Origin of the sequence: Borrelia sp. A-FGy1, assembly GCF_014084025.1 — a bacterium.
Lineage (GTDB): Bacteria > Spirochaetota > Spirochaetia > Borreliales > Borreliaceae > Borrelia.
Map to the genome: position 1 here is coordinate 734,539 of NZ_CP043682.1, position 24,316 is coordinate 758,854.

Genomic DNA, 24,316 nt, shown 5'->3' on the forward strand with positions numbered 1-24,316 from the left:
AATGTTTGTAATAAAAAAACCTTCTAAAGTATTATTCTTAGGTGAACATAGTGCTGTTTATGGGTTTCCAGTTATTGGGGCAACAATGCCGCTTTATATGCATTTTATTTATGCCTTTTCTAGTTCTTGGAAGTATTTAGGAAGTCCTTCTTTAAAAATAGATGAAGTAATATGTTTTATTAAGAATAGATTTAATAAAGTTAGGCCCATTGAATTTTTAATATTTTCAGAAATTCCAGTTGGAGTTGGCCTTGGATCTTCTGCTAGTCTTAGTTTATGTTTTGCCGAATACATTATAACTCATAAAGAATATGAGAATTACGATAAAATTTTTCTGGCACGTGAGATTGAAAATATTTTTCATAGTAAGTCTTCTGGTATGGATATTTTACTAATTGAGTTAGATGGAACTTTCTATTTAGAAAATAAAAACAATATTTTGTATCCTAAGAGAATAGAACCTTGTAATTTTTACTTTTTAATAGGTGCGGTGAGAAGAGAGGTTGAAACTAAAAGAATAATATCTGATTTAAGTCAAAGAATTTCTTTTAATAAAAGTTTGTTTAAAATAATTGAAAAGTTAGGAGACATTACTAGAGATTCTTATTTTGCTTTTTCTAGTCGAGATTTTTCTTCTTTAGTAAAGAATATAAATATTGCAAATAATTGTTTAAATTCTTTAGATTTATCTTCATATTCCCTTGGTTATATAATAAGAAGAGGGAAAGAATTTAAGGCTCTTGCTGGTAAATTGAGTGGGGCAGGACGAGGCGGAGTCTTTATTTTGATTTTTAAAGAAAAGCATGAAGCTATAACGGCTTTAAAAAAATTAAATAAAGACATAGATAAGAGTAATATTAATTTAGTTTTAAAGCTTAGGGTATTTAAAGTTTAAGTTTAATATTTTTAAAATAAGTTGAAATTAATTTTATACTAGATGATATTAGACATAATATTTATGTTATTTATAGTTTATGTAAAAATAAAACCATATTATCTAACATTGATATAATTGGATAGAATCTCATTAAATTGATAGGTCTTTATGGTCTTTATGAAGATTTTAATCATAAGATTTATTTTAATTTCGATTATATTGAATTGATTAATTCTATTTTTAGTATTTTTAAAAATTTTAATGATATGAAAGATGAATTTTTTTATCTTAAAAACATTTTATTTGATTATGAATTTTTTACAAAGATGATTTGGTTAGATTTCTAGGCGTAAAATTGAGAGTTTGTTTTAGTATAGAATTCTGTAGAGATTCTTCTTATAGTATATCGGATGTATTTTTATCAACATATTTGATTTTAGATATTATGTTGAATTTAAGTAGAGGGGGAGGGAGAGGAATTTAAGATTAATATTTTTTTATATAAGCCCTTAAGAATATAAATTTCATTAGATTATTATTAACATATCATAAGAGAGGATTAAAGTAGTATTTTATTAAATCACAAAAAACTTAATTTTTAAAATTTGGGTCCAGAGGGATTCGAACCCCCGACATCCTGCTTGTAAGGCAGGCGCTCTGACCAACTGAGCTATGAACCCTTTAATGTCAAGAGTTATTATATAGGATAAGTTTTATTTATGTCAATTTTTTTGAAATTTTTCTCCAAAGATAATTATGAACATTTTTTTATTATTATGTGTTTTTAAAATATATCCACCCATTTTACTTGTATCTTTATTTAAAAGAGCTTCTTTATGGGGAGGACTTTTAAGCCAAGCATCTATTACATCTTTAACTTCTATATCCAATGCTAGAATTTCTTTTATTCTACAAAAATATTTGTCATATTTTTTAACTCTCTGCATTGGAGTTGTTCCAAAAAGAGTATGTGTTAACACATTATGCTTACTGAGAGTTTTTATATATTCTTTTGCCACCATCTCAAGAATTTTATCTATTTCTAATTTTTTTAAATTTAGGCTATCTCTTAATTTATTAATTGAATAATACAGAAATTTTAGGTCTTTATCTGAGCTTAATAATATGAATTGGTTTGTAAGAATTACAATAATAAAAATAATTTTTTTTTGCATAATTACCTTACCTATAATAAAATGATATTATCATACTATACATCTAATTGATGTTAGTAGGGAGGCAATATGTTAAATCATTTAGATTATTTAAAAATTGAAAGCTCAGATAAAATAAACTTAAGACTTCAAGAGTTATTGGCAGGGCTCCATGTTTTTTATTCTAATTTAAGAGGTATTCATTGGAATATAAAGGATGTTAATTTTTTTGTAATTCATAAAAGAACACAAAAGCTTTATGAATACATTGCAGAAGTTATTGATACTTTAGCTGAGAGATCTAGAGCGTTGGGTTATGTTTCTGAATTTAGATATACTGAATTTGCTAAAAATTCTTTTATTAAGGAACTTAGTATGGAGTCAACCTCAAGTTTTATCCTTTCAGTGAACAGTATTGTAAGTGGTCTTAGTTATATTCTTAAAAATATTTTTGAAACAAGAGGTATTGTTGATAGTGCATCTGATTATGGAACTGCTAATGTTTTAGATGACATTATGGTATCTCTTGAAAAATATTTATGGATGTATAAATCCTTGTTGAGTAATTGTGGATGTCCATGTCACGAGGAAAAAGAAAGTGATTTATGCAAAGATAAGGAAAGATGTGATTGTTCACTTTATAAAGATGGGTGTTGCAAAGAGAAGCATTGAGCTTGGGGTGTGATTTGGAAATAATTTTAAAAATTTATTTTATATTTATTAATTAATAGTTCAAATTATGTTTGAATTATTTGAAGCTATAGTAAATCTATAGCTTTAATTTTATGTTTGAGGACTCTATGGAAATTAGGAATATTGGAATTATGGCACATATTGATGCTGGAAAAACTACTACTACAGAAAGGATAATATACTATACTGGTAAAACTCATAAGATAGGTGATGTTGATTCTGGTAATACAGTAACCGACTGGATGGTTCAAGAACAAGATAGAGGTATTACAATTAGTTCTGCTGTTATTACTTGTTATTGGAGGGAGCATCAGATAAATATTATTGATACTCCTGGACATGTTGATTTTACAGCTGAGGTCGAGAGGTCTCTTCGTGTGCTTGATGGAGGAATTGTTATTTTTAGTGCTGTTGATGGGGTACAGGCGCAAACGGAAACGGTATGGAAGCAGGCGTCAAAGTATAGAATACCAAAGCTTGCTTATATTAATAAGATGGATAGGGTAGGTGCTGATTTTTTTAAGGTTGTTAAAGATATAGAAAATAAATTTAACATTACTCCAATAATCTTACAGATTCCAATTGGGAGTGAGAATAATTTTGAAGGAGTAATAGATATTATTGGCGATAAGGAATTGTATTTTAGACTTGAAGACGGTAAGCCTGTTGTAATTGAAAAAGAAGTGCGTGGAGAGCTTATTGAAGATGTTAAGATTTTTAAAGAAAAGTTAATAGATTCTCTTAGTAATTTTAGTGAAAGGATTACTGAACTTTTTATTGAAAATTCTGATATTGACAATTCTCTTATAATAGAAGAGATTAGGAAGAATACTATTAAGGGATCTATTATTCCTGTTTTAATGGGAAGTAGCTTACAAAATATTGGAATAGAGCCTTTAATAAATGCTATTGTGGATTATCTTCCAAGTCCTTTTGAAAAAAGTTTTAATGCATATTCTTTAATAGAGGATAGAAACATATTAATTGATTCTAGTTATGAGAGTAAATTATCGGCACTTGTTTTTAAAGTTCAATACTTTAGTTCAATTGCAGCTCATCTTTATTTTATTAGAGTTTATTCAGGTGAAATTAATTCTTCCAAAAAGGTTATTAATATTGCTAAGAATAAAACTGAAAGACTTACAAGAATTTTTAGGGTTTTTTCAAATAAAAGTGAGCAGATTGATGAGGTTAAGGCAGGAGATATTGGGGCAGTTATTGGACTTAAACATTCTGTTACGGGAGATACTCTTGTTGAGGAGGGAAACGAAATTTTACTTGAGCCTTTAATATTTCCAGAGCCAGTTGTATTAATATCTATAGAGCCTGAGAGGACATCTGATAATTCTAGGCTTAAAGAAGTTCTTGAAATAATAGTTAAAGAAGATCCTACTTTTAGTTATAAAGAGAGTAAGGAGACAGGACAATTGCTTATTTCTGGAATGGGAGAGTTACATCTTGATATTATTATTACGAGAATTAGAGATGAGTTTAAGCTTAATGTTTATACGGGAAGACCTCAGGTAAGTTATAGAGAGAGTTTGAGTTTAGAGATTGATGATGTATTTGAGTTTAGTAATATTTTTGCAGGCAAAGAGCTTAATTTAAAAATTGGTATGGTTATTAGTCCTTTAAATAGGGGAGAAGGCAATAAAATTGATTTTAAATGCAATATTGATCCTTTATTTAGAGATGCAATACTTAAGGGAATTACTTCCGCTTTTTCAAGTGGTGTTATTGGGTATCCTATTGTAGATACAGGAGTTAAGATAATTTCATTAAATTATGATAAAGGCAAGGTTAGTGAGTTTGCTGTTGAGTCAATAGCAGGGCTTATTTTTCATGAACTTTTTAAAAGAGCTAACCCTATTAAGCTTGAACCAATAATGATTTTGGAAATTAGAACTCCTGTTGAATATACTGGAGAGGTGGTTTCTACATTAAGTCATATTGGTGGAATTATTCATTCTATTAATAATATTGAGTGTTATGAAATAATAAAAGCCGAAGCAGCTTTTGAAAAGCTTTTTGGATATGCTTCTACTATAAGAAGTTCTACTAAGGGGAGAGGAATTTTTACTATGGAATTTTCTTATTTTAAAGAGAAGTGGGAATAGTTTGATTATTAATTTATTTTTAAATAATGTTATAATCTTTAGTACTAAAATTATTTATAGCTTTTTAGATTGATTAAGGATATTTTGATGTATCAGATAATCCAAAGATAATTCAAATTGGATTATTTGTTTTTGAGTTGTCTTGTGTTCCACTTAAGCACTTTTTTGATTTTTAAATTTTAAGTTTTGTAAATTTAAGACTGCTTTAAAGTTTGAAAGAGTATTACAAATCTTTTTGGTACATTCTATTGTCTGGATCCTTTTTTATTACTTTTTTTATTACTTTGTGTATTTATATTTTATAATTGGGGTTGGTATTCTAAAGTCTAAAATTAGAAAAATAAGAATGCATGTTTTCGGTTAATTTAAAAAGACAAAATGTAAATTAAATTTTCTATTTTTGGACAGAAGCAACTATTTAAAGGAAGAATCTTTTTACTAAGATCTATATGTTGCTTATTTTATCTTTTCACTTTTATTCTTTTAAGATTTTAAAACTTTATACTTAGAGCGTGTAAGTTCTAGATTTTAAACATTTTGTTAGTTTATTGTAATAATATTAAAATATAATTTTATTTTTTAAAAAAAGATTTTTTGTCTTTTAAATTATACTAGAATATTATGGTGGTTTTTTGATATCATGTCTTATTATTAATATTTTTTTATTTTAAAAATAAAAGGAGGTTGTGTTATGCAAGGTGAGAACATGGTTTCAATAAGAGGCGGTAATAGAAGAAAGATACTCCTTAGCTTAAAGAATATGCAACATTCAAGGACAGATTTAGCTCGTAAATTGTCATTAACAAATGCTGCTGTTACAATTCTTACTAATCAGATGATTAAGGAAAATATTTTAGTTGAAGTAGGTTCAAAAGAAACTGATATTAAGAAACACGGACGAAAAGAAATACTTCTCGATATTAATAAGGATTTTGCATATTCAATGGGAGTAATTATCTCGAGTAATTATTTTCAGATAGGAATTGCAAATCTTAAATGTGAGGTTTTGATAAGTGAAACTTATTCTTTTGAACCTCCAGTTAGTGCTTATGAAATTTTGGAAAAGATTAAGGATCACATGATTGAGATTATATGGAAGCATAATTTTTCAAGAGATAAGTTTATCGGATTAGGTTTTAGTATTACTGGAATAATTAAGGATAAAGAGTCTGGGATTGTTAATGATAGCCATGGGTCATGGATTGAAAATGATATTCCTGTTAAGGCTATACTAGAGGAATATTTTTCACTTACAGTGTATCTTGAAAGTTATGTTAAAAACCTTTCTCTTGCTGAATTTATGGGCAAAAATGTAGATAATATCATGTTTTTTGATTACACGGATACTGCTGAGCTTTCTATTTGGTCTGAGGGTAATGTTTATTCGGGATTTAATAATAGGTCTGGTATGGTTAGTCATATGGTTATTGACTATGGTGGGGAGAAAAATTGTCCTACTTGTGGGAATAAGGGGTGTGTTAATATGTTAATATCTAATTTTGCACTTCAACGTTTAATATCAAAGGAATTTATGAATGGAGAGATACCTGAGCTTTATGATAAATATGAAGGTAGGCTTAAAAAAGTTACCATATATGATATTTTTTCTCTTCATGAAAAATATGAATTTGTACGGAGAATAATGGAAGATACAGTAAAGTATTTAGCAATAGTTATCATTAATATTCAAAGAGTTCTTGATTTTAATTATTTGGTTCTTTATGGACAAAGTTTTAAGCTTAAAAGCTTTTTTGATTTGTTAAAAGAGGAAATTAAAAAGTTAAATAAGGAGAGTATAATATTAAAGCTTAGTTCTCTTGATACTGAAGTATCCGTTATTGGACCTGCATCTAGTGTTATTTTTAATAAGTTTTATTTAACAGGAGGGGATATTGATTAATATTTTCTTTTTTTGTATTGTATATTTTGTAATATTTTTGCAAATGAGGATAGTTTTTAGTGTTTAATGGTTTAGGTTCAGGTTTTAGAAATTTTGTAAAGTATGTTTCTGGAAAGTCTGTAATAAATGAAAAAAATATTGAAGAGGCTGTAGATGCTATTAGGAATGCCTTAATTGATGCTGATGTTAATTTGAAAGTCGTTAGACATTTTGTAAATTCTGTTTTTGAAGAAGCAAAAGGAATTAAAGTTTTAAGGAATATTGATCCTAAATCCCAGTTTATTAAAATTGTTAATGATAAGCTTGTAAGTTTTTTAGGGGATAGGCATTCTGATCTTGTTTTAAATCCCGTTAATAAACAATCATATATTTTGGTAGTTGGTCTTCAGGGATCTGGTAAAACTACGACTTGCGCAAAGCTTGCGGTGCGACTTAAAAGTGAAAATAGAAAGATTCTTCTTGTAGCGGCGGATACTTTTAGAGCAGCCGCAGTTGATCAGTTAAAGATTTTGGGCAGTCAAATTGGTATTTGTGTTTTTGCCCTTGAGGAAGAGGAAGATCCTCTTAGGGTTATAAGAGCAGCTGTTAAATATGCTAAAGTGGAACTTTTCGATACTATTATAGTGGATACTAGAGGTCGTCTTGAGGTGGAAGAGTTATTATTAAGAGAGATAGAAGAAATTAAGAAAATGATTGTTCCTGTAGAAACAATATTAGTAGCAGATGCTATGACAGGTCAGATTGCTGTAAATATTGCAAAAGAATTTAATGATAGAATTGGAATTACAGGTGTAATTTTAACAAAGTTTGATTCTGACGCTAGAGGTGGTGCAATTATATCTCTTAAGACTATATGTGGGGCTCCTATTAAATTTGTGGGGGTTGGAGAGAGACCGGAAGATCTTGATGTTTTTTATCCAGATAGAGTTGCTTCACGCATTCTTGGTATGGGAGACGTTGTTAGTCTTGTTGAAAAGGCTCAATCTGTTATAAATAAAGAAGAAGCTTTAAAACTTGAAGATAAGCTTAAAAAAGCTAGTTTTAATTTTGAAGATTACTTAAGTCAGTTTAGATATATGAAAGATATGGGTGGAATTTCTAGTTTGATGGGAATGCTTCCTGGTATTTCTTCAGAAATGTTTGGTTCTAAAGTTAATGAAAGGGAGCTTAAAAGAGAGGAGGCAATCATTTGTTCTATGACTAAAAAAGAAAGATTAAATCCTATTTTTTTGAATAATCCTTCGAGAAAGAGAAGAATAGCTTTAGGTAGTGGAACAACAATTTTTGAAGTAAATAAACTTATTAAAAAGTTTAGTCAGACAACTTTAATGATGAAAAAAATGAAAAATAAAAGCTTTCAAAATAAGATAGCATCTCTTTTGGGAGGAAAAGGAGGAATTATAAATTGAGTGTTAAAATAAGATTGAAAAGAATGGGTTCAAATAAAAGGCCTTATTATCGAATTGTAGTTATAGATTCTGCTTCACCTAGAGATGGACGAGCTATTGAAGAGCTTGGATATTATCATCCTGTTGAAAAACAGAATCAAATTAAAATAAATGAAGATAAATTTAAAGATTGGATAAATAAAGGAGCTATTCCAAGTGATACAGTTAAGAAGCTTTTAAATAAAAGTAGGTTTAAAGAGGGTAGATAGGAGGACATAATGAAAGAATACGGTAATGAAATAGAACTTATAGAGTTTGTGGTAAAGTCCCTTGTGGATAAAAGAGATGAAGTTAAATTAAATGTGGTTGAGGGGGAAAAGTCAACTATTTTGGAATTGAAAGTTTCTACAAGTGATGTTGGGAAAATAATAGGGAGAAGAGGTCGTATTGCAAGAGCTATTAGGACATTACTCAGTGCTTGCGCTGCAAAGACAAACAGGAGAGTTCAGCTAGAAATTTTGGATTAATATATGTTTATGAAAGGCGTAATAATGTCGTCTTATGGAATTAATGGATATGCTAAGGTTAAAAGCATGTCCAACGATCTTAATGGCTTTTTAAGCCTAAAGGGAAATAAATTAACTTTAAGGAAAAAATGTTGTTCTTCTATTGAAGTTAGCGTTGAAAATATATTTTTAACTAAAAATATATTGTTATTAAAATTTGAAGAATTCAATTCTCCTGAAGCTGTTAAGAATTTAATTGGTTTTGAGTTATGGGTTAGTGATGAATTTGCATCTAAGTTGGAAGAAGATGAATATTATTTTGGAGAACTTATTGGATACAGTATTGTAAGTAGCGGGGAAAAATTAGGGGTTGTTATTTCTTTTTTAGAATGTGGAAATTCTGTTCTTCTTGAAGTAAAGACTTGCGATAAATTGTTTTTTATTCCATTTTTAGAAGTTTATCTTGGTGATATTAATAGAGAATTGAAAACTATTGAGCTTAAAATGGTAGAGCTTTTAAGATGAAAATTACGATTCTTTCTTTATTCCCTTCAATAATTATTCCATTTTTTGAAAATTCAATAATGAAAAAAGTGGTGGATAGGGGTATTTTGAGTTACAGACTTATTTCTATTCGTGATTTTTCTAATGATAAGCATAAAAGGTGTGATGATATTTCTTATGGCGGTGGAGCAGGGATGGTTTTAAAGGCTCAACCTGTGGCAGATGCTCTTGATTATGTGAATTCAAAAGATAAAACTACAATATTTTTAAGTCCCTCTGGTTTAAGGTATAATCAGAAATTAGCTTATGACTTGTCAAGGAAAAAAGAACTTGTTATAATTTGTGGAAGATATGAAGGGCTAGATCAGCGCATTATTGATTTATATGTTGACCTTGAAATTTCGATCGGAGACTATGTATTGTCTTCAGGTGAAGTTGCTGCTCTCGTTTTAATAGATAGTATATATAGATTGTTAGATGGTGTAATAAATCCGAAGTCTTTGGTTGAAGAATCCTTTAGTGGTGAATATGAACTTCTTGAATATCCTCATTATACAAGACCTTATTCATTTAAAGGAATTGAAGTGCCTAGAGTGCTTATTTCAGGACATCATGAAGAAATAAGGAGGTGGAGATTTATTAAAGCTATTGAAAAAACAAAGAAGAATCGATGTGATTTATACCTTAAATATTTAGAAAAGAATGGAGAATATAATGGATCTAATAAAGCAAATTGAAGCCAGAGAAAAGAGAACAGATGTTTTTGAATTTAAAGTTGGAGATACTGTACGTGTTAGTTATAAGATTATTGAAGGAAGTAATGAAAGAATACAAAATTTTGAAGGACTTGTTATTTCTATTCAGAATAAAGGCATTGGTCAAACTTTTTTAGTTAGAAAGATTTCTTCAGGAATTGGAGTTGAAAAAATATTTCCAATACATTCTCCTATTATAGAGAAGGTTCAAGTTTTAAAGAGGGGAAAAGTAAGAAGGGCTAAGCTTTATTATATGAGGGGTAGGATTGGTAAGGCTGCCATGAAAGTAAGAGAGCGTCTTGAAATTAAGAAACTTAAATAGAAGGAAAACATCTATTGATATAAGCTAGGAGATTACTAATACTGTGCTAAATATTTAAACCATTTAGGGTTTTTATTGTTTGTATTTTTAGTTTTGAAAATATTAGTGTTTATTTTAATTGAAGGAGATAATAGTTGGAATTTGAGCAAGGAAGAGGCAGTCGAAATAATTTTAAAAAAATTAGTAGATTTCCTTATTGGAAAAGAAAAAAAACAATTCCTGATATTAAAAAGCAAAAGATTGATTCCTTTGTTAAAGAGGATAAATCTTTTAATGTTCATTTTAGCAAGCAGAGAAATCATAAGATTAATAAACCAAAAAATTTAGACATTAGAGCACGAATATTTGTTAAAAGGATCTGTCCTCTATGTGAGAAGCAAATTAAAGAGATTGCTTCTTGTATGTCTATGAGGTTTGATAATGATGATAAACCTATACATTTTGATTGTGCCATTAATAAGGTAAGGCTAGAAAATAATCTTTTAAAGAATGAAGATTTGGTGTATGGGGGGGTTGGTAAATTTTTTATTGTTAATAAGTCTATTAAAGGCAATAATTTAGCTTTTAAGATAATTAGAGAAATTAATTTTGAAAATTTAGAAGAGCTTCCTGTTTGGCGAAAAAAAATTCTTGAGAATATGAATAAAAGATTTAAATTTTATTGATTATGAAAATAGCAGTGTTTCCTGGTTCTTTTGATCCTATTACTTGGGGCCATATTGATTTGGTGAAAAGGGCTTCATTTATTTTTGATAAGGTTATTGTTCTTATTGCTAAGAATAGTAGTAAAAGTTATTTACTTAGTGAAGTTGAAAGATATGAACTTACTTGTCAGGTTATTAAATCTTTATCTATTTCAAAAATATTTGTAGATAGGCATAATGGATTAATTGTTGATTATGCTTTAAAGAATAATGCTAGGTTTATTTTAAGAGGCATTAGGGCTTTTCATGATTTTGAGTGTGAGTTTGAAAGACACATCATTAATGGTGAACTTAGTCCTGAAATAGATACAGTTTTTCTTCCGAGTAGTTCTAGATATTTATTTGTAAGATCAGATATTGTAAAAGAATTAATAAAAAATAAAAATTTTGATCTTTCAAGTTTTGTTCCGGAATTAGTTCAAAATAAGTTAAAATCTGAATTTATTGACAAATGGTCTTAATAATATATATATTATTAAGATAAATTTGTTATTTGTAAGGAGACAAAGAAATGGCTGTTCCAAAGTTTAAACCTTCAAAGTCTAGAAGTAGGACAAGGCGTAGTATAAATATGAAAAAAAAAATACCGCAACTTCAAGAATGTTCAAACTGTGGTTATCTTGTAGTAAGACATAGGATTTGCTTAAAGTGTGGTTATTATAGAAATAATCAATATTTAGAATTGGGTTTGTAGATTGTACGAGGATTGTATATATATGGAACAAAGTGAAATTTTTAAAAAGATTAGGTCTATTATATCTGAACAGCTTGACAAAAGAGAAGACGAGATCACTATGGAGTCTAGATTTGTTGAGGATCTTGGAGCAGACAGTCTTGATATTTATGAGCTTTTATATTTATTAGAGGAAGCATTTGATGATAAGATCCCAGAAAATGAAGCTAGTGAATTTGAAACTGTGGGAGATGTTGTTACCTTTATTGAGAAAAGGAAGGATTAATTAAAATGAGTCCTGTTGAGATGAGGTGTGATGAGGAACGGAAAAAACAGCTAGATGAATTTTTAATGAACTTGCATATTGATTTTAACGATTTTGATTTATTAAATACAGCCTTAAGTCATTCATCATATTCTAATGAGCTTGAACAAAAATTTATTAATAATGAGAGGTTAGAGTTTTTAGGAGATTCTGTTCTCAACCTTATTATTACAGATTATTTGTATAGATTATATCCCGAGAAGAGTGAAGGAGAACTTAGTAAGGCTAGATCTTATATTGTAAGTGAAGATTCTCTTTCTACTATTGCTAAAGAGCTTGACATTGGAATTTATCTTTTGCTTGGTAGGGGAGAAGAGAGCAATGATGGTCGGAATAAGAAGGGTATTCTTGCGGATGCTATTGAGGCTTTTGTTGGTGCGCTGTATCTTGATAGTGGATTTTTAAAAGCTTCGGCTTTTGTAATAGAGCTTTTTGATGTTTATATAAGATTAATGTTTAATCGTGGGGATTTTAAAGATTATAAAAGTCTTCTTCAGGAATATGTTCAAAAGAAATATAAAATTTCACCAAATTATAAATTGGTAAAAGAAATAGGACCTGACCACAATAAGGTTTTTTGTGTAGAACTTTATGTAGATGATAAATTTGTATCAAATGGTAGGGGGAAGTCTAAAAAGGAAGCTGAAATGAGAGCTGCTGAGATGGCACTTAAAAATGTTGAAAATATTGATCTTTGATTTTCTTTGCCTCTTTTATTAAAATTTCTTTTTTATTTAATCTAGGATTGTTTAATACTTTATCTAATAGTTTGTTTAGAATTTGTCCAGCATTCTTGCTTTCTTCTATATCAAGACTTTTAATATCATTGCCATTTATTGCTAATTCTTTTAAAGATAATGGATTATTTATTAAATTTTTGCTTTTTATTTTATTTAATATGAACTTAAGTTTGTGGTCTTTGCCTTTAATAGCTTTATATATATCAAATATTTCCTCATAATTTTCTTTGGTGGTTTTGCTTAATAGCAATCTTATGTCTTTTAATGTCTTGATTTGAGAATTGTTGATATTATTAAAAGTATATCTATAGAATAAGATTAATTTTATATCTTTATTTGCAAATTTAAGTGATTTTAAAGCTTGTCTTAAGGAAATGATGTCTTTTTCAATTGTAAGAATAACTAGTGCTTTTAGATAAAAATTTTTTTTCTCTAGTAGTTTAATTTTACTTTTTAATTTTTTATTTATTTCTATATTAAAGAAGTAATTGAAAAAATTTATTTTTTGTAGATAATTAATGCCCTTTGTTGGATTTTTCCCTTCTAAAAGTTTAATAAATTCACTATTTAACCTTTCTTTTGATAAGAGTAAGATGTTTTCTTTTTTGTATTTCATAGAGATTAATGTTTGTTTATCTATTGTAAAGTCAAGTGTGGATGCGAATCTTGCTGCTCTTAATATTCTAAGAGCGTCTTCTTCAAATCTTTTGTTAGCATTGCCTATGCATTTAATTATTTTTTTATTAAGGTCTCTTTTCCCATTATAATAATCTATTACTTCATAATTGAGTGTGTTCATTGCAATTGAATTTATCGTAAAATCTCTTCTTTTTAGATCTTGATTTAAATTTTTTGTGAATTCTATTTTTTTGGGAGATCTTTTGTTTTCATATTCTTTATCTATTCTATAAGTAGTAACTTCAAAAATTTTTTTATTAAAAATAATACTTACTGTTCCATGTTTGATGCCTGTTTGTATATTATTAGGAAATAGATACATTATTTCTTTTGGTGTTGCATTAGTTGTAAAATCAAAATCATAAGGTATCTTTTTAAGAAGTAAATCTCTTAAAGCACCTCCTACTAGGAAAAATTCATAGTTGTTATTATTGAAAATTTTACTAATTCTTATTATATCTTCACTATTAGATCCTAAATTCATTCCAGAATATATTATAGTGAATTAATGATTTTTCTATAACTAGATTATAATTTTAACTTGCCTGAAATTTGTAAAAAGTATTTGTTAAATTTTGATTTAATTTTTATAAATGTAAGTTTATGGAAAAAATTAATGTTAATATACGTGACTCTATTGCCAAGCTTTCAAAAGGGTCAAGGGTTAAACTAATAAATGAGATTAAAAAAAATCTAAACTTAAATTCTTCAAGATTGTTTATGAATAATTCTAATAATTTGGACCCAGATTCTGCATTACAAGTTGAAAATTTTCTATCGGAGAATTTAAAGGGAGAATCCTTTTTAGTAAGGATTTGGATATATATTTTAAAATTTTTTCAAAAAGATGTTAGTAAGAAGGACATATATAAAAATTATTATTTAAAAAGCTTAGAAAATAGTATTAATAACATTTACAAAAAGCCTGTAATAGATTTCAGGAAGAGAATTCTACATATGGGTTTTGTAGAAATGTTTTTTGGATTGTATCGTTATTCTATGAAGCTTAAGAAATTTTTTCAAATTTTAGATGATAGAAATGCTGTTGAGAGGGCAATATTTGAAGTTATTAATAGAAAAATTCCTGATGTTAAGCATAAGATGGAAGATTTCTTAGACTCAGAGGAATATGAGAAATATTTAAAAAAAGATAAAAGTAAGAATGACTTAGAATGTATTATTAAATCAAGAATTAACACTTATATTAATTCAATTCCTTTGCAAACATATAAAACAGTAGAAGATATATTTAAATTTTTTTATATTTTGAATAGTATTGCATTTTTTCCTTATAAGTCTTTTTTTTCTTTTTTTGATATAGAGTTTTTAGATAATAATGAGAATTTAGATATTATTAATTTTAATAACTTAGTTAATGTTAGTTTTGATAGTGTTGATAAATATTTTAATTCTTTTTTTGACATTTTGTATACTTTAAGAGATATTGAAGTTAATGAAGAAATATTAAAAATTATTATTAGATATTATTTTTTAAAAATAGATTCTAGTGAAGATGAAATTTTGGGAGATGAGAATATTTTAGAATTTGACATAATGTATAAAAATATTTTAAGCGCTATGTCAGATATTATTAGTTTGTCAAAAACTTTACCTTATATGAAGGTTTTTAAACTATATTATAAAAATCCAGTTTTGCAACCTAAAAAATATGTTTCTTATCTAGATCTTAAAAGTTTTTATGAAAATATTTTGTTTTTAAATGTTAGTGGTCAGATTATTAGCAGACAGGATGATGATTTAAAAAGTCTTATGAATAAAGAAATTAAGAGTTTAATTAAGAATTATAATATTATTGTGAATTTAAATAATATAATTTTTATAGGCCTTAAAATTGAATATTCTAATTTCAAAAAGATTTACTTTATGAATGAATTCTTTAGAACCATTTATGATACTAGAATAATGGAAGTATTAAAAATTATAGCTAATGTAGTGCTTGTAAATAATATCGAATTGAGAAGTGCTTATATTTCACTTGAGAAAAATTTTAATTTGATGAGAAAGGAAATTTATGATTTTTGTTTTGAGATTAATTATAAAAATGAAGAGTATGAGAGATGTAATCAGGAAGATAATGGTAATTCTTGTAGGGAAAAAATTTTGGAATGGTGCTTGAATGAGAATTGTTATATTGAAAAGTTGGTTCTTAATTTTATAGATTGTTTTATTGAACTTAGGAAAAGGTATTGTTTTCTTTTAGAAAACAATAATACTTTTATACAAAGTGCTTTAAATATTTCTTATAAATTATCTACAGGGGATGGGGATAGTGAAAGTATTAATTTAGCTTATGTTATTAATAATATTTTATCTATAATAGATCAAACTCTTTTTATACTTGAGAGTTTGTAGATTATTATGAAAGCTTTTAGAACAGATAAAATTAGGTTTTTTTCAATTTTTATTAGAGGTTTGATAATAATATTATTTTTAAATTCTTTACTTAGTTTATTTATGTTTTTGGCAGGTGCTTATAATACCTTTATGTATTCTTTTCAAGAATTTTCTCTTGATTTTGCTATTGTACTAAGCTCTGTTTCTTTTGGGCTTGAGGCTACCAGATTAATATTTTTTTATTTGATTATGAAAAAAAAGATTAGATATTATATAATTTTGATTTCTAGTTTTATAGTTTGTTTTTTTGCTTTTTTTATAAAGGTTTTTCTTTCTATTGGTATATAGCTTGTCAATTTTTAAGCTTGCTATTGACTAATATGCTTTATTTATTATAAACTAGCCATTAGTGTACGCCGACTTAGCTCAGCTGGCCAGAGCAGCGGTCTTGTAAACCTCAGGTCGTCGGTTCGAATCCGACAGTCGGCTTTTGGGGCGGTACCGAAGTGGTTAACCGGGGCAGACTGTAAATCTGTTGGCATTGCCTACGTGGGTTCGAATCCCACCCTCCCCAATTTAAGATTTCTTTTATTATTATAAGAGTTTGTGTTTTCTTTGTTTGATTTATTTTGAAAGTTGGATTTTGATATCCTTTTTATAGGGTAGTAAGTACTTATTTATAGGAGATTTATTTTTTTTGGTTATTAATCAGAGTATATGAGAGTGCTGTTCTCTTTTAAAAAGAGATTTTAAATTCTTATGAAAATGAAAAAAAATTTTATTTTCTCTTTTGTTTTGATTTTTATACTTTTCATCTTAGTATTTTTTTTATATTTTTTAAACTCATCTCCTTTTGAATCTGAATTTTTATATGAATTTGAAGTTCATAAAGGATGGGGAGTAAAGAGGATAGCTAAGGAACTTAAAAGGCAAGGATTTATTAGATCTGAGAGACTTTTAGTAGCTATTTCTTATATTTTTGATAGTGATAAAAATTTTAAAGAAGGTAACTATTTAATTAGTAGTAGTTTTTCAACTTTTGATGTATACAAGGAGCTTTTGAAAGGAAGTCCTACGATTGACATTAATGTTACTATACCTGAAGGATATACAGCTAGAAGGATAGCTTTAAAACTTAGTAAAGTTGGCATTATTAATGATGTTCAGAGTTTTGTTGATTTGATAAATGATGTTAAATTCATTAGCGAACTTGGGCTTAATTATTATTCTCTTGAAGGGTTTTTATTTCCAGATACTTATAAATTTTATAAAGATATGGAGATAAAGGAAATAATTCGGGTTTTCGTTGGTAATTTTTTTAGTAAACTTATTTCTATGGGAATAGATTATAAATCTTATTCTAGTGAGGATCTTTATAATAGAGTAATTATTGCTTCTATTGTAGAAAGAGAATATAGAGTTAAGAGTGAAGCGACGTTGATGGCGTCTGTTTTTTTTAATAGGATAAATGCTAACATGGCATTACAATCTTGTGCTACTATTGAGTATATAATTACTGAAGAGTTAAAAAGGCCTCATCCCAGAAGAATTTATTTTTCAGATTTAGAGATTAAGTCTGCTTATAATACTTATGTTAATAGGGGTTATCCTCCAACTCCAATTTCTAATGCAGGTATTGTGTCTTTACGTGCAGCTTTTTTCCCTGATAGTACAAATTATTTATTTTTTGTTTTAAAAAATCCTAAGACTGGAATTCATAAATTTTCTTCAGATTATAGTGAACATCTATTGGCTGTAAATAGTTATATTCATAATTTTGTTACTAAGAATTGAGGGATTGAGAGATATGGAACATGCAAAAGTTATAGATTTAATTAAAAGCAGAGTAGATATTGTAGATTTTATAGGCGAACGCGTTAAATTAGTCAAATCAGGATCATCTTACAAGGGTCTTTGCCCTTTTCATGCTGAAAAAACAGCTTCTTTTTTTGTAAATCCTTCTCAGAGTTTTTTTTATTGTTTTGGGTGCAAAAAGGGGGGGGATGTTATAAAATTTTTAATGGATATTGAGAAATTTAGTTATGATAATGCACTTAAGTTTTTATGTGATAGAATAGGTATTCTATATGATGATATTAAGAAATCAGTTATTTTTAAAGATAGATTTCAAGATAAAGAAATAGTTTCTAAGATATACAGCTTAAATGCTAAATTAGTTAAATTTTTTTTGTTTTATTTTTACAAAAATAGTGAAGTTTTGAATTATCTTCTTAAAAATAGGAATATATCAGAAAAAGTTATTAGTTTATTTAATATTGGATATTTACGGTCTGACATAGAAGGTGAATTTAGTTTTTATAATTTTTTAATTTCAAAAGGATATTCTCCTGAAATATTAAGCAAGAGTGGTTTATTTTCAAGGAAAAAGAAAAAGTTTTCAATTTTATCTGGTAGATTAATTTTTCCAATCAAAGATTTTAAAGGAAATGTGGTGGGATTTGGAGGGAGAAGTTTGGTCTTAAATAATGGTCCCAAATATATTAATTTGAGCGAAACAGATGCTTTTAAAAAAAGAGAGTTGCTTTACGGATTTTATGAGGGATTTTCTGTGATTAAAGAAAAGAAATCGGTAATCTTAACAGAAGGGTATATAGATGTCCTTTCTTTTTTTACAGCTGGTTTAAAGACTGCAGTATCTACATTGGGCACATCTTTTTCAAGGGAACATCTTGCTTTGATTAGAAGATATGCGGATAAAATAATAATGTGCTTTGATGGTGATGATTCTGGACTTTTAGCTACGCTTAAAGCATATCAAATTTGCTTGCCCTTTGGTATTGATGTAAGTGTAATTAAGATGGAGTATGGACTTGACCCTGCAGATATTTTGAAAACCAAAGGTATTTCTTATTTAAGAAATATTGCTAGGAATACTTGCGATGCATTTGAGTATCTTTTGGAAAGATATTTTTCTAAATATGATTTAAATAAAACATCGGATTTAAATCATGTGATTGGTATCTTTATAAAGTTAATAAGTTTATCAAGTACTAATACACATAGAGATATTCTTTTAGAAAAAATAGAGAGTAAGGTTGGGGTTAGACTTGAGACCTTAAGAAAAGATTACTATGATATTAGAGAAAGAAATGCAATTGAGAATTATAAGAAGAGTGCGTATTCTTATCAACCAAATACATATGAGAGATATTTAGTAATTGCCTTGTTGAAAGACTTTAATTATTTTAATATAATAAGGCGTAATATTACTGATAGTGACTTACATGACGTTGATGTAAGAAAGGTTTTTATGTGCTTTGAAAACTTATTTGATAATAATGAGATTTTTTCATTGCTTAATTTAAAAGAATTTTTAAAAGATAGGTATGGCGTTAGTGAAATTTTTTTTGAAGATATGTTAAAGATAGAGTTTGAAGTAGATAATGAAATGGTTATTCAAATTTTATTTGCAATTAAAAAAAGGAAATTGGAAGAGCGCGTTTTGGCTTTTAGGGAAATGAATAGGGATAATGCTTTAATAGATGCTAAAACTCAAATAAGAGAATTAATGTTTTTAAATATGCAAAGAGAGAGTTTGAGGATATATTTTAAATGAATAGTATGGAAAATAAAGATTTTCAATGTTTTAAAAAGAAAAATTCAAAATTAATAAAAGCCATATTGGATTATTTGATGGGTAGAAAAGAGATTACATTTGGAGATTTATCTAATTTGCTTTCAGAGGATATGTTAGAGCCGGAAAACATTGATTTTATTTATGGAATACTTGAGGACGAGGGAATAAGTTTGATTGATGAAAGAGTAGAAGCTAAGAACTCTAATAATAGTTCTGAATTAGAAGAAGCAGCTAAAATGGATAGTCAATTTATGGTCTTAGGTGATTCTGTTGATAATGACGATAAATTAGATGAATTTGATGATGATATTTTAGACAAGGAAGATTTTTCAGGGTGTATTAAGAGCGGATTATTAAAAGATAACAATACTGAAGATCCAATAAGGCTTTATTTAAAAGAGATAGGAAAGGAATTCTTGTTAACCGGAAATCAAGAAGTTGAGCTTGCAAAACAAATGGATTCTGGTGAGTCTATTATTGAAAACATTCTTAAGAGTGAAGGACTTGTTATAGAGAATTATTATAATTTGGTTAATGCTATTTATTCAAGAGCAGATAGGGAAGAATTTTTTAAAAGGGAAAAGGAAAGAGAAAAGGATAATAATGCTGACTACTATAACAAAAAAAAAAGAATCACGTCTTTTTATAAAACTTCATTAAAACCATATCAGGATCGTTTAGTAAGTTATATTGAAAATAAGCATAAATTATATGAACTTGGAGAAGATATTTTTGAGGAAAGTATTAATAATGAACGGCTTTATTTAAAAGATATGCTTAAATCTGTACCTTTGTATCAAGAAGAGTTAAGGATTTTTTCAGATGATTATATTGACTCTGCTAGTAAGATAAGGGATTTAAAAAGGCAGCAGAAGTCTATATTAGATAGATTAAAAGTCGACAAAATTAGGAATCTTAGGGTTCTTGGAAGAGATTTAGCTATACCCGAGAGGCGGGAGAAGATAGAAAAATTTTTAAATATGAGAGAAGATCTTATTAAGGAACAGATTACAGAAGCTCAGCTTGCTCAAAAGGAGCTTGAGAGAATTGAGATGTATTATGAATATCCAATAGATAGAATAATAAGGATGTCAGAAGAAATTCTTAAAGGTAAGCAGATGATGCAACATGCAAAAGATCAGCTTATTAAAGCTAATTTAAGACTTGTTGTGAGTATCGCCAAGAAGTATGCAAATAGGGGTCTTCATTTTTTTGATCTTGTGCAAGAGGGTAATATTGGTTTAATTAAGGCTGTTGAAAAATTTGAATATAAGAGAGGATTTAAGTTTTCTACTTATGCTACATGGTGGATTCGTCAAGCAATAACAAGGTCAATTTCAGATCAAGCGCGCACGATACGTGTTCCTGTGCATATGATTGAGCAAATAAATAGATTGAATAGAGAAACAAGATATTTGGTTCAGGTTTTAGGTAAGGACCCAACAGATGAGGAACTTTCAGTTAGACTTGGATGGGAATTAAAGAAAGTTAAGACTGTCAAAAATGTTTCAAGAGAACCTGTATCACTTGAAACTCCAATTGGGGAAGAGGAGGATTCTGTTCTTAGTGATTTTATTGAGGACAAGGCAATAAAGAATCCGGCAAAACATACATCTTTTGTGGTTTTACAAGATCAAATAAGATCAATTCTTGGTACTCTTCCAGAAAGAGAACAGGAAGTAGTTAAAATGAGATTTGGGCTTGAAGATGGATATTCTTTGACTCTTGAAGAAGTTGGGCTTCATTTTAATGTTACAAGAGAAAGGATTAGGCAGATTGAATCTAAAGCTTTAAGAAGACTTAAAAATCCTAAAAAGACACAAAAACTTAAAGATTATTTAGAAGATTTAAATTAATGGGGGATTTGTGGAAAGTAATATTAACATATTAAAAAACCTTGAAGGCATATATAAGGCTAAGTTTAAACTTGAGGAAAGACAAAAAAATATTCCTAAGTATTTGCAATTCAAGAAATCTCAAATTGATGAACTTAATAGTGCTCTTGATGAATTACAAATTAAATTTAAAGAATGCCAAAAAGAAGATGCTTCTTTAAAATTAGGTATTCAAGATATTAATGTGAGAAAGACCAAGGCAGAGGAAAAAATAGATAGTATTAAAACTCAAAGGGAATATGAAGCCCTTGAGAAAGAGTTACAAACTATTATTGATGATGAAGTTGCTATTAGAAAAAAAATGACACATATTACTGGTCTTAAAACAAGAGTAGACAGGGAAATATCCGAAATAAAGAGTAAGCTTGAGGGAGAGCAAGATATTTATATTACTGAGAGTGCCGAACTTGAAAATGAGCTTTTAGAGATTAAACAGAAACTTTTTGATATCATATATGAAGAAGAGAAATATACTTCTAAAATGGATGAAGATTTTTTGTTTAAATTTCAGAGGATTATTAGAAATAAATCTAATGGAGTTGTTCCTTTAGTTGAAAATGTTTGTAAGGGTTGTAATATGATACTTCCTGTTGAATTTGCAAATAAGGTAAGGCGTGAGCCAGATGATGTTAAATTTTGTCCTTACTGTAGTAGAATACTTTATTATCAAGATAAATTTGAAGTTGGCTTGGGGATGGTACCTGGAAGTTTAGCAGATCTTGTTGAATAAGAATTTAGTTTAAGTTAATATCCAGTCATCGCTTAATTTATTTTGAGATATTTTAAGAGGAAAGTCCGAGCTCCAATAAGAGCGTAATGCTAGGTAATACCTAGGAGTTTTAAACTTAAGAGAGTGTCACAGAAAAATACCGCCTTAGGATTAGGGTAAGGGTGAAAAGGTGAAGTAAGAGCTCACCGCTTATTTAGTGATAGATAAGGACAAGACAAACCTCATTAGGAGCAAAATCAAATATGCAAGTTGCTTAGCTCTTGAAGACTTGCGGGTAGATTGCATGATTTTTTCAGTGATGAGAAAATGAGATAGATGATGACATAATACAGAACTCGGCTTATGGGTATTAACTTAAATTTTTGTAGAGAGTTTATGGAAATAAAGTATGTAAGATATATTTTTTGTTTGATTGTAGTTTTGCTACTTTTTTTCTTTATTTTTTATATTTTATCTTATTTTAAAGCCTTTTCCAACTCTTATTTAAAAGCAGGCCCCACTGAAGTAAATTTACTTGTTCTTTGGGAAAATAAGGAATATAAAGAAATAATAGATTATGCTGAGAATGATCTTAAGGTAAACAAGTTTGATTTTAATCTAAATTTGCTTCTTGGATTCTCATATTTTTATTATTCGTTAATGCTAAATGATAGTTCTTTAAAGACTCATTTTTTGGATAATTCAATAGAAAGGCTAAGGTTTTTAATGGCAGTTAATGATGATATTCCTATGAGTTCACTTTATTATATTTTAGGAAAAGCTTACTCTCATAAAGGTGAATATTATAGTGAACTTTCTGTTAAATATTTAAATAAAGCTTTATATTCGAATAATTTTGATTTCATGAGTATAAAAGAAGATATTTTTGAATATTTAGGATATTCTTATCAGCTTTTGAAAGATTATAAATCTAGTTTAAAGTTTTTTATGAAGGCCTATAAGGAAAATAAGTCAGATCTTGTTCTTTGGAGTTTGGCATATATTAATTATAAAATAGGAGATATTGATAAAAGTATTGAATATATAAGTAAATTTATAAAAGATGAAAGCAAGTCTTTTGTTAATGAAAGAAAAGATGATAATTTGATGCAAAAGGTGTATTTATTATATGGAGATATATATTTGGACCAAGGTGCTTATGATGATGCTTTTATTTACTATGATAAAGTCTTGAAAATTAATAGTTTAAATCCCAATGTTTATGTTAAAATAGGAGATATATATAGAAAGAGAGATAAAGATTACCCTAAAGCTCGAAAATATTGGAGAGAAGCATTAAGCATTAATCCTTATTTAGAGGAAGCAAGGGAAAGGCTTAGGATTAACTTAGAAGATTTTTAGGGGGCTTGATTTGAACTTATTTAAGTCTTTTTTGATAGATATTGGCATTGATCTTGGTACATGCAATACTTTGGTTTACATTAAGGATTATGGTGTGGTTATGAGTGAGCCTTCGGTTGTTGCTATTGATGTTACTAAGGGTAATAGAGTTGTTGCTGTTGGTCGAAATGCTAAAAAGATGCTTTGGAAAACTCCAGAGAACATTAAGGCAGTAAGGCCTCTTCGTGATGGTGTTATTGCTGACATTGAAAATACAGAAAAAATGATTAAGTATTTTATAAATCATATTTTTTCTAGAAAAAAATTATTTTTTAAACCTAGAATGGTAATAGGAGTGCCAACTTGCATTACAGAAGTTGAGAGGAGGGCTGTTAAAGAGAGTGCAATGAATGCAGGTGCTCGTGAGGTTAAAGTTATTGAAGAATCTCTTGCCGCTGCTATTGGATCAGATATTCCTATTTTTGAACCAACAGGTCATATGGTATGTGATATTGGTGGGGGGACTACTGAAATATCTGTCATTTCTCTTGGTGGGATGGTAGTAAGTAGAGCTATTAGGACTGGTGGAGATGAATTTGATGAAAGTATAATAAAATATATGAGAAATGCTCATAACATTATTATTGGACAACAAACGGCAGAAAAATTAAAAATTAAGATAGGTAATGTTTATCCAGATACTCATAATTTGAAAGTGGAAACAATAGATATTAAAGGAACAGATGCTGTTACAGGTCTTCCCAGAAAGCAGATTGTTGATTCTATGGAAGTAAGAGAATCTTTAAAGGAGCCTATTAGTACAGTTGTTGATGAGGTTAAGAGAACTCTTGGTGCTACACCTCCAGAACTTGCGACAGATATTGTTGAGCGTGGAATTATATTAACAGGAGGAGGAGCTCTTCTTAAAGGGCTTAATAGGCTTTTGTCAAAAGAAACAGGAGTGCCCGTTTATGTAGCAGACAATCCTCTTCTTTCTGTATCTGTTGGAGCAGGTTTATTTTATGACTATGCTAATAGGATAGATATTAGTAAGAATATATATAGTTTTATTAATGAATAGA

General features: G+C 28.2%; 26 protein-coding genes, 3 tRNA genes and 1 other RNA gene. 27 read left to right on the forward strand and 3 right to left on the reverse strand.

Going from position 1 to position 24,316, the window contains the following annotated elements; genetic code table 11:
- The first annotated feature begins 1 nt into the window (after nucleotide 1).
- Entirely contained in the window at nucleotides 2–895 is an 894-nt protein-coding gene (gene mvk / locus F0310_RS03395; RefSeq protein ID WP_182117534.1) for a mevalonate kinase, read from the forward strand.
- 137 nt (nucleotides 896–1,032) lie between these two features.
- Nucleotides 1,033–1,224: a hypothetical protein gene (locus tag F0310_RS03400; protein WP_182117535.1), complete on the forward strand. Its 192-nt coding sequence runs from the start codon at nucleotides 1,033–1,035 to the stop codon at nucleotides 1,222–1,224.
- 259 nt (nucleotides 1,225–1,483) lie between these two features.
- Here F0310_RS03400 and F0310_RS03405 read toward each other — a convergent pair.
- Together F0310_RS03405 and F0310_RS03410 are read right to left on the reverse strand one after the other, a co-directional pair.
- A tRNA-Val gene (locus tag F0310_RS03405) sits at nucleotides 1,484–1,557 on the reverse strand.
- A 42-nt stretch (nucleotides 1,558–1,599) separates the two neighbouring features.
- Nucleotides 1,600–2,052 carry a CAP domain-containing protein gene (locus F0310_RS03410; protein WP_182117536.1) on the reverse strand — a complete coding sequence of 151 codons (453 nt, stop codon included), beginning with the start codon at nucleotides 2,050–2,052 and terminating at the stop codon, nucleotides 1,600–1,602.
- A 69-nt stretch (nucleotides 2,053–2,121) separates the two neighbouring features.
- On the opposite strand from F0310_RS03410, the gene F0310_RS03415 reads away from it, so the two are divergent.
- The 14 genes from F0310_RS03415 (at nucleotide 2,122) to rnc (ending at nucleotide 12,616) form a co-directional block, all read left to right on the forward strand.
- Nucleotides 2,122–2,703, forward strand: coding sequence for a Dps family protein (locus F0310_RS03415; protein WP_182117537.1), 582 nt, complete (start codon nucleotides 2,122–2,124; stop codon nucleotides 2,701–2,703).
- Between the two features lie 128 nt (nucleotides 2,704–2,831).
- Nucleotides 2,832–4,841: an elongation factor G gene (gene fusA / locus F0310_RS03420; protein WP_182117538.1), complete on the forward strand. Its 2,010-nt coding sequence runs from the start codon at nucleotides 2,832–2,834 to the stop codon at nucleotides 4,839–4,841.
- 691 nt (nucleotides 4,842–5,532) lie between these two features.
- Entirely contained in the window at nucleotides 5,533–6,741 is a 1,209-nt protein-coding gene (badR, locus tag F0310_RS03425) for a host adaptation transcriptional regulator BadR (RefSeq protein WP_182117539.1), read from the forward strand.
- A gap of 59 nt (nucleotides 6,742–6,800) precedes the next feature.
- On the forward strand, nucleotides 6,801–8,150 hold the full coding sequence (gene ffh, locus F0310_RS03430; protein ID WP_182117540.1) for a signal recognition particle protein: 1,350 nt from the start codon (nucleotides 6,801–6,803) through the stop codon (nucleotides 8,148–8,150).
- On the forward strand, nucleotides 8,147–8,398 hold the full coding sequence (gene rpsP, locus F0310_RS03435) for a 30S ribosomal protein S16 (RefSeq protein WP_182117541.1): 252 nt from the start codon (nucleotides 8,147–8,149) through the stop codon (nucleotides 8,396–8,398). The genes ffh and rpsP overlap by 4 nt, the downstream gene beginning before the upstream one ends.
- 9 nt (nucleotides 8,399–8,407) lie before the next feature.
- On the forward strand, nucleotides 8,408–8,656 hold the full coding sequence (locus F0310_RS03440) for a KH domain-containing protein (protein WP_182117542.1): 249 nt from the start codon (nucleotides 8,408–8,410) through the stop codon (nucleotides 8,654–8,656).
- A 3-nt stretch (nucleotides 8,657–8,659) separates the two neighbouring features.
- Nucleotides 8,660–9,160 carry a ribosome maturation factor RimM gene (gene rimM, locus F0310_RS03445; RefSeq protein WP_182117543.1) on the forward strand — a complete coding sequence of 167 codons (501 nt, stop codon included), beginning with the start codon at nucleotides 8,660–8,662 and terminating at the stop codon, nucleotides 9,158–9,160.
- Complete coding sequence (gene trmD, locus F0310_RS03450) at nucleotides 9,157–9,876, forward strand: tRNA (guanosine(37)-N1)-methyltransferase TrmD (protein ID WP_182117544.1); 720 nt, start codon at nucleotides 9,157–9,159, stop codon at nucleotides 9,874–9,876. The genes rimM and trmD overlap by 4 nt, the downstream gene beginning before the upstream one ends.
- Nucleotides 9,854–10,216 (forward strand): 50S ribosomal protein L19, encoded by a 363-nt coding sequence (rplS, locus tag F0310_RS03455; RefSeq protein ID WP_182117545.1) that lies wholly within the window; start codon nucleotides 9,854–9,856, stop codon nucleotides 10,214–10,216. The genes trmD and rplS overlap by 23 nt, the downstream gene beginning before the upstream one ends.
- A gap of 134 nt (nucleotides 10,217–10,350) precedes the next feature.
- Nucleotides 10,351–10,881, forward strand: coding sequence for a hypothetical protein (locus tag F0310_RS03460; protein ID WP_182117546.1), 531 nt, complete (start codon nucleotides 10,351–10,353; stop codon nucleotides 10,879–10,881).
- Between the two features lie 2 nt (nucleotides 10,882–10,883).
- Nucleotides 10,884–11,381 carry a pantetheine-phosphate adenylyltransferase gene (coaD, locus tag F0310_RS03465; RefSeq protein ID WP_182117712.1) on the forward strand — a complete coding sequence of 166 codons (498 nt, stop codon included), beginning with the start codon at nucleotides 10,884–10,886 and terminating at the stop codon, nucleotides 11,379–11,381.
- A 50-nt stretch (nucleotides 11,382–11,431) separates the two neighbouring features.
- Nucleotides 11,432–11,614, forward strand: coding sequence for a 50S ribosomal protein L32 (rpmF, locus tag F0310_RS03470; protein WP_182117547.1), 183 nt, complete (start codon nucleotides 11,432–11,434; stop codon nucleotides 11,612–11,614).
- Nucleotides 11,615–11,636: 22 nt separating this feature from the next.
- Nucleotides 11,637–11,879 (forward strand): acyl carrier protein, encoded by a 243-nt coding sequence (gene acpP / locus F0310_RS03475; protein WP_120104473.1) that lies wholly within the window; start codon nucleotides 11,637–11,639, stop codon nucleotides 11,877–11,879.
- A 5-nt stretch (nucleotides 11,880–11,884) separates the two neighbouring features.
- Nucleotides 11,885–12,616 (forward strand): ribonuclease III, encoded by a 732-nt coding sequence (gene rnc, locus F0310_RS03480; protein ID WP_182117548.1) that lies wholly within the window; start codon nucleotides 11,885–11,887, stop codon nucleotides 12,614–12,616.
- On the opposite strand, the gene F0310_RS03485 is transcribed toward rnc, so the two are convergent.
- Nucleotides 12,588–13,820, reverse strand: coding sequence for a CCA tRNA nucleotidyltransferase (locus F0310_RS03485; protein WP_182117549.1), 1,233 nt, complete (start codon nucleotides 13,818–13,820; stop codon nucleotides 12,588–12,590). The genes rnc and F0310_RS03485 overlap by 29 nt on opposite strands.
- Before the next feature lie 119 nt (nucleotides 13,821–13,939).
- Between F0310_RS03485 and F0310_RS03490 the strand changes: the two genes are divergently transcribed.
- The 11 genes from F0310_RS03490 to F0310_RS03540 all read left to right on the forward strand — a co-directional run bounded on the left by F0310_RS03490 (nucleotide 13,940) and on the right by F0310_RS03540 (nucleotide 24,315).
- On the forward strand, nucleotides 13,940–15,709 hold the full coding sequence (locus tag F0310_RS03490; protein WP_182117550.1) for a hypothetical protein: 1,770 nt from the start codon (nucleotides 13,940–13,942) through the stop codon (nucleotides 15,707–15,709).
- Nucleotides 15,710–15,715: 6 nt separating this feature from the next.
- Nucleotides 15,716–16,039, forward strand: coding sequence for a hypothetical protein (locus F0310_RS03495; protein WP_182117551.1), 324 nt, complete (start codon nucleotides 15,716–15,718; stop codon nucleotides 16,037–16,039).
- A gap of 67 nt (nucleotides 16,040–16,106) precedes the next feature.
- A tRNA-Thr gene (locus F0310_RS03500) sits at nucleotides 16,107–16,180 on the forward strand.
- Between the two features lie 3 nt (nucleotides 16,181–16,183).
- Nucleotides 16,184–16,265 (forward strand) — tRNA-Tyr (locus tag F0310_RS03505).
- A gap of 179 nt (nucleotides 16,266–16,444) precedes the next feature.
- Nucleotides 16,445–17,485, forward strand: coding sequence for an endolytic transglycosylase MltG (mltG, locus tag F0310_RS03510; protein WP_182117713.1), 1,041 nt, complete (start codon nucleotides 16,445–16,447; stop codon nucleotides 17,483–17,485).
- A gap of 13 nt (nucleotides 17,486–17,498) precedes the next feature.
- The gene (gene dnaG / locus F0310_RS03515; protein WP_182117552.1) at nucleotides 17,499–19,268 is read left to right on the forward strand and encodes a DNA primase; all 1,770 of its coding nucleotides are present in this window, start codon (nucleotides 17,499–17,501) and stop codon (nucleotides 19,266–19,268) included.
- On the forward strand, nucleotides 19,265–21,145 hold the full coding sequence (gene rpoD / locus F0310_RS03520) for an RNA polymerase sigma factor RpoD (RefSeq protein ID WP_182117553.1): 1,881 nt from the start codon (nucleotides 19,265–19,267) through the stop codon (nucleotides 21,143–21,145). The genes dnaG and rpoD overlap by 4 nt, the downstream gene beginning before the upstream one ends.
- A gap of 10 nt (nucleotides 21,146–21,155) precedes the next feature.
- The gene (locus tag F0310_RS03525) at nucleotides 21,156–21,914 is read left to right on the forward strand and encodes a zinc ribbon domain-containing protein (protein ID WP_182117554.1); all 759 of its coding nucleotides are present in this window, start codon (nucleotides 21,156–21,158) and stop codon (nucleotides 21,912–21,914) included.
- Nucleotides 21,915–21,926: 12 nt separating this feature from the next.
- An RNA gene (rnpB, locus tag F0310_RS03530) (RNase P RNA component class A) lies at nucleotides 21,927–22,273 on the forward strand.
- 16 nt (nucleotides 22,274–22,289) lie between these two features.
- Nucleotides 22,290–23,255, forward strand: a complete 966-nt coding sequence (locus tag F0310_RS03535; RefSeq protein WP_182117555.1) for a tetratricopeptide repeat protein — start codon at nucleotides 22,290–22,292, stop codon at nucleotides 23,253–23,255.
- Nucleotides 23,256–23,265: 10 nt separating this feature from the next.
- Nucleotides 23,266–24,315: a rod shape-determining protein gene (locus tag F0310_RS03540; RefSeq protein WP_182117556.1), complete on the forward strand. Its 1,050-nt coding sequence runs from the start codon at nucleotides 23,266–23,268 to the stop codon at nucleotides 24,313–24,315.
- Nucleotide 24,316 lies beyond the last annotated feature (1 nt).

Bases quoted from the DNA above. Each gene is read 5' to 3' on its own strand.
- fusA (WP_182117538.1), top strand. From the start codon at position 2,832: ATGGAAATTAGGAATATTGGAATTATGGCACATATTGATGCTGGAAAA.
- coaD (WP_182117712.1), top strand. From the start codon at position 10,884: ATGAAAATAGCAGTGTTTCCTGGTTCTTTTGATCCTATTACTTGGGGC.
- F0310_RS03490 (WP_182117550.1), top strand. From the start codon at position 13,940: ATGGAAAAAATTAATGTTAATATACGTGACTCTATTGCCAAGCTTTCA.
- badR (WP_182117539.1), top strand. From the start codon at position 5,533: ATGCAAGGTGAGAACATGGTTTCAATAAGAGGCGGTAATAGAAGAAAG.
- F0310_RS03485 (WP_182117549.1), bottom strand. From the start codon at position 13,820: ATGAATTTAGGATCTAATAGTGAAGATATAATAAGAATTAGTAAAATT.
- F0310_RS03415 (WP_182117537.1), top strand. From the start codon at position 2,122: ATGTTAAATCATTTAGATTATTTAAAAATTGAAAGCTCAGATAAAATA.
- F0310_RS03440 (WP_182117542.1), top strand. From the start codon at position 8,408: ATGAAAGAATACGGTAATGAAATAGAACTTATAGAGTTTGTGGTAAAG.
- F0310_RS03495 (WP_182117551.1), top strand. From the start codon at position 15,716: ATGAAAGCTTTTAGAACAGATAAAATTAGGTTTTTTTCAATTTTTATT.
- rpmF (WP_182117547.1), top strand. From the start codon at position 11,432: ATGGCTGTTCCAAAGTTTAAACCTTCAAAGTCTAGAAGTAGGACAAGG.
- F0310_RS03410 (WP_182117536.1), bottom strand. From the start codon at position 2,052: ATGCAAAAAAAAATTATTTTTATTATTGTAATTCTTACAAACCAATTC.
- mvk (WP_182117534.1), top strand. From the start codon at position 2: ATGTTTGTAATAAAAAAACCTTCTAAAGTATTATTCTTAGGTGAACAT.
- rimM (WP_182117543.1), top strand. From the start codon at position 8,660: ATGTTTATGAAAGGCGTAATAATGTCGTCTTATGGAATTAATGGATAT.
- trmD (WP_182117544.1), top strand. From the start codon at position 9,157: ATGAAAATTACGATTCTTTCTTTATTCCCTTCAATAATTATTCCATTT.
- F0310_RS03535 (WP_182117555.1), top strand. From the start codon at position 22,290: ATGGAAATAAAGTATGTAAGATATATTTTTTGTTTGATTGTAGTTTTG.
- acpP (WP_120104473.1), top strand. From the start codon at position 11,637: ATGGAACAAAGTGAAATTTTTAAAAAGATTAGGTCTATTATATCTGAA.
- rplS (WP_182117545.1), top strand. From the start codon at position 9,854: ATGGATCTAATAAAGCAAATTGAAGCCAGAGAAAAGAGAACAGATGTT.
- rnc (WP_182117548.1), top strand. From the start codon at position 11,885: ATGAGTCCTGTTGAGATGAGGTGTGATGAGGAACGGAAAAAACAGCTA.
- dnaG (WP_182117552.1), top strand. From the start codon at position 17,499: ATGGAACATGCAAAAGTTATAGATTTAATTAAAAGCAGAGTAGATATT.
- rpoD (WP_182117553.1), top strand. From the start codon at position 19,265: ATGAATAGTATGGAAAATAAAGATTTTCAATGTTTTAAAAAGAAAAAT.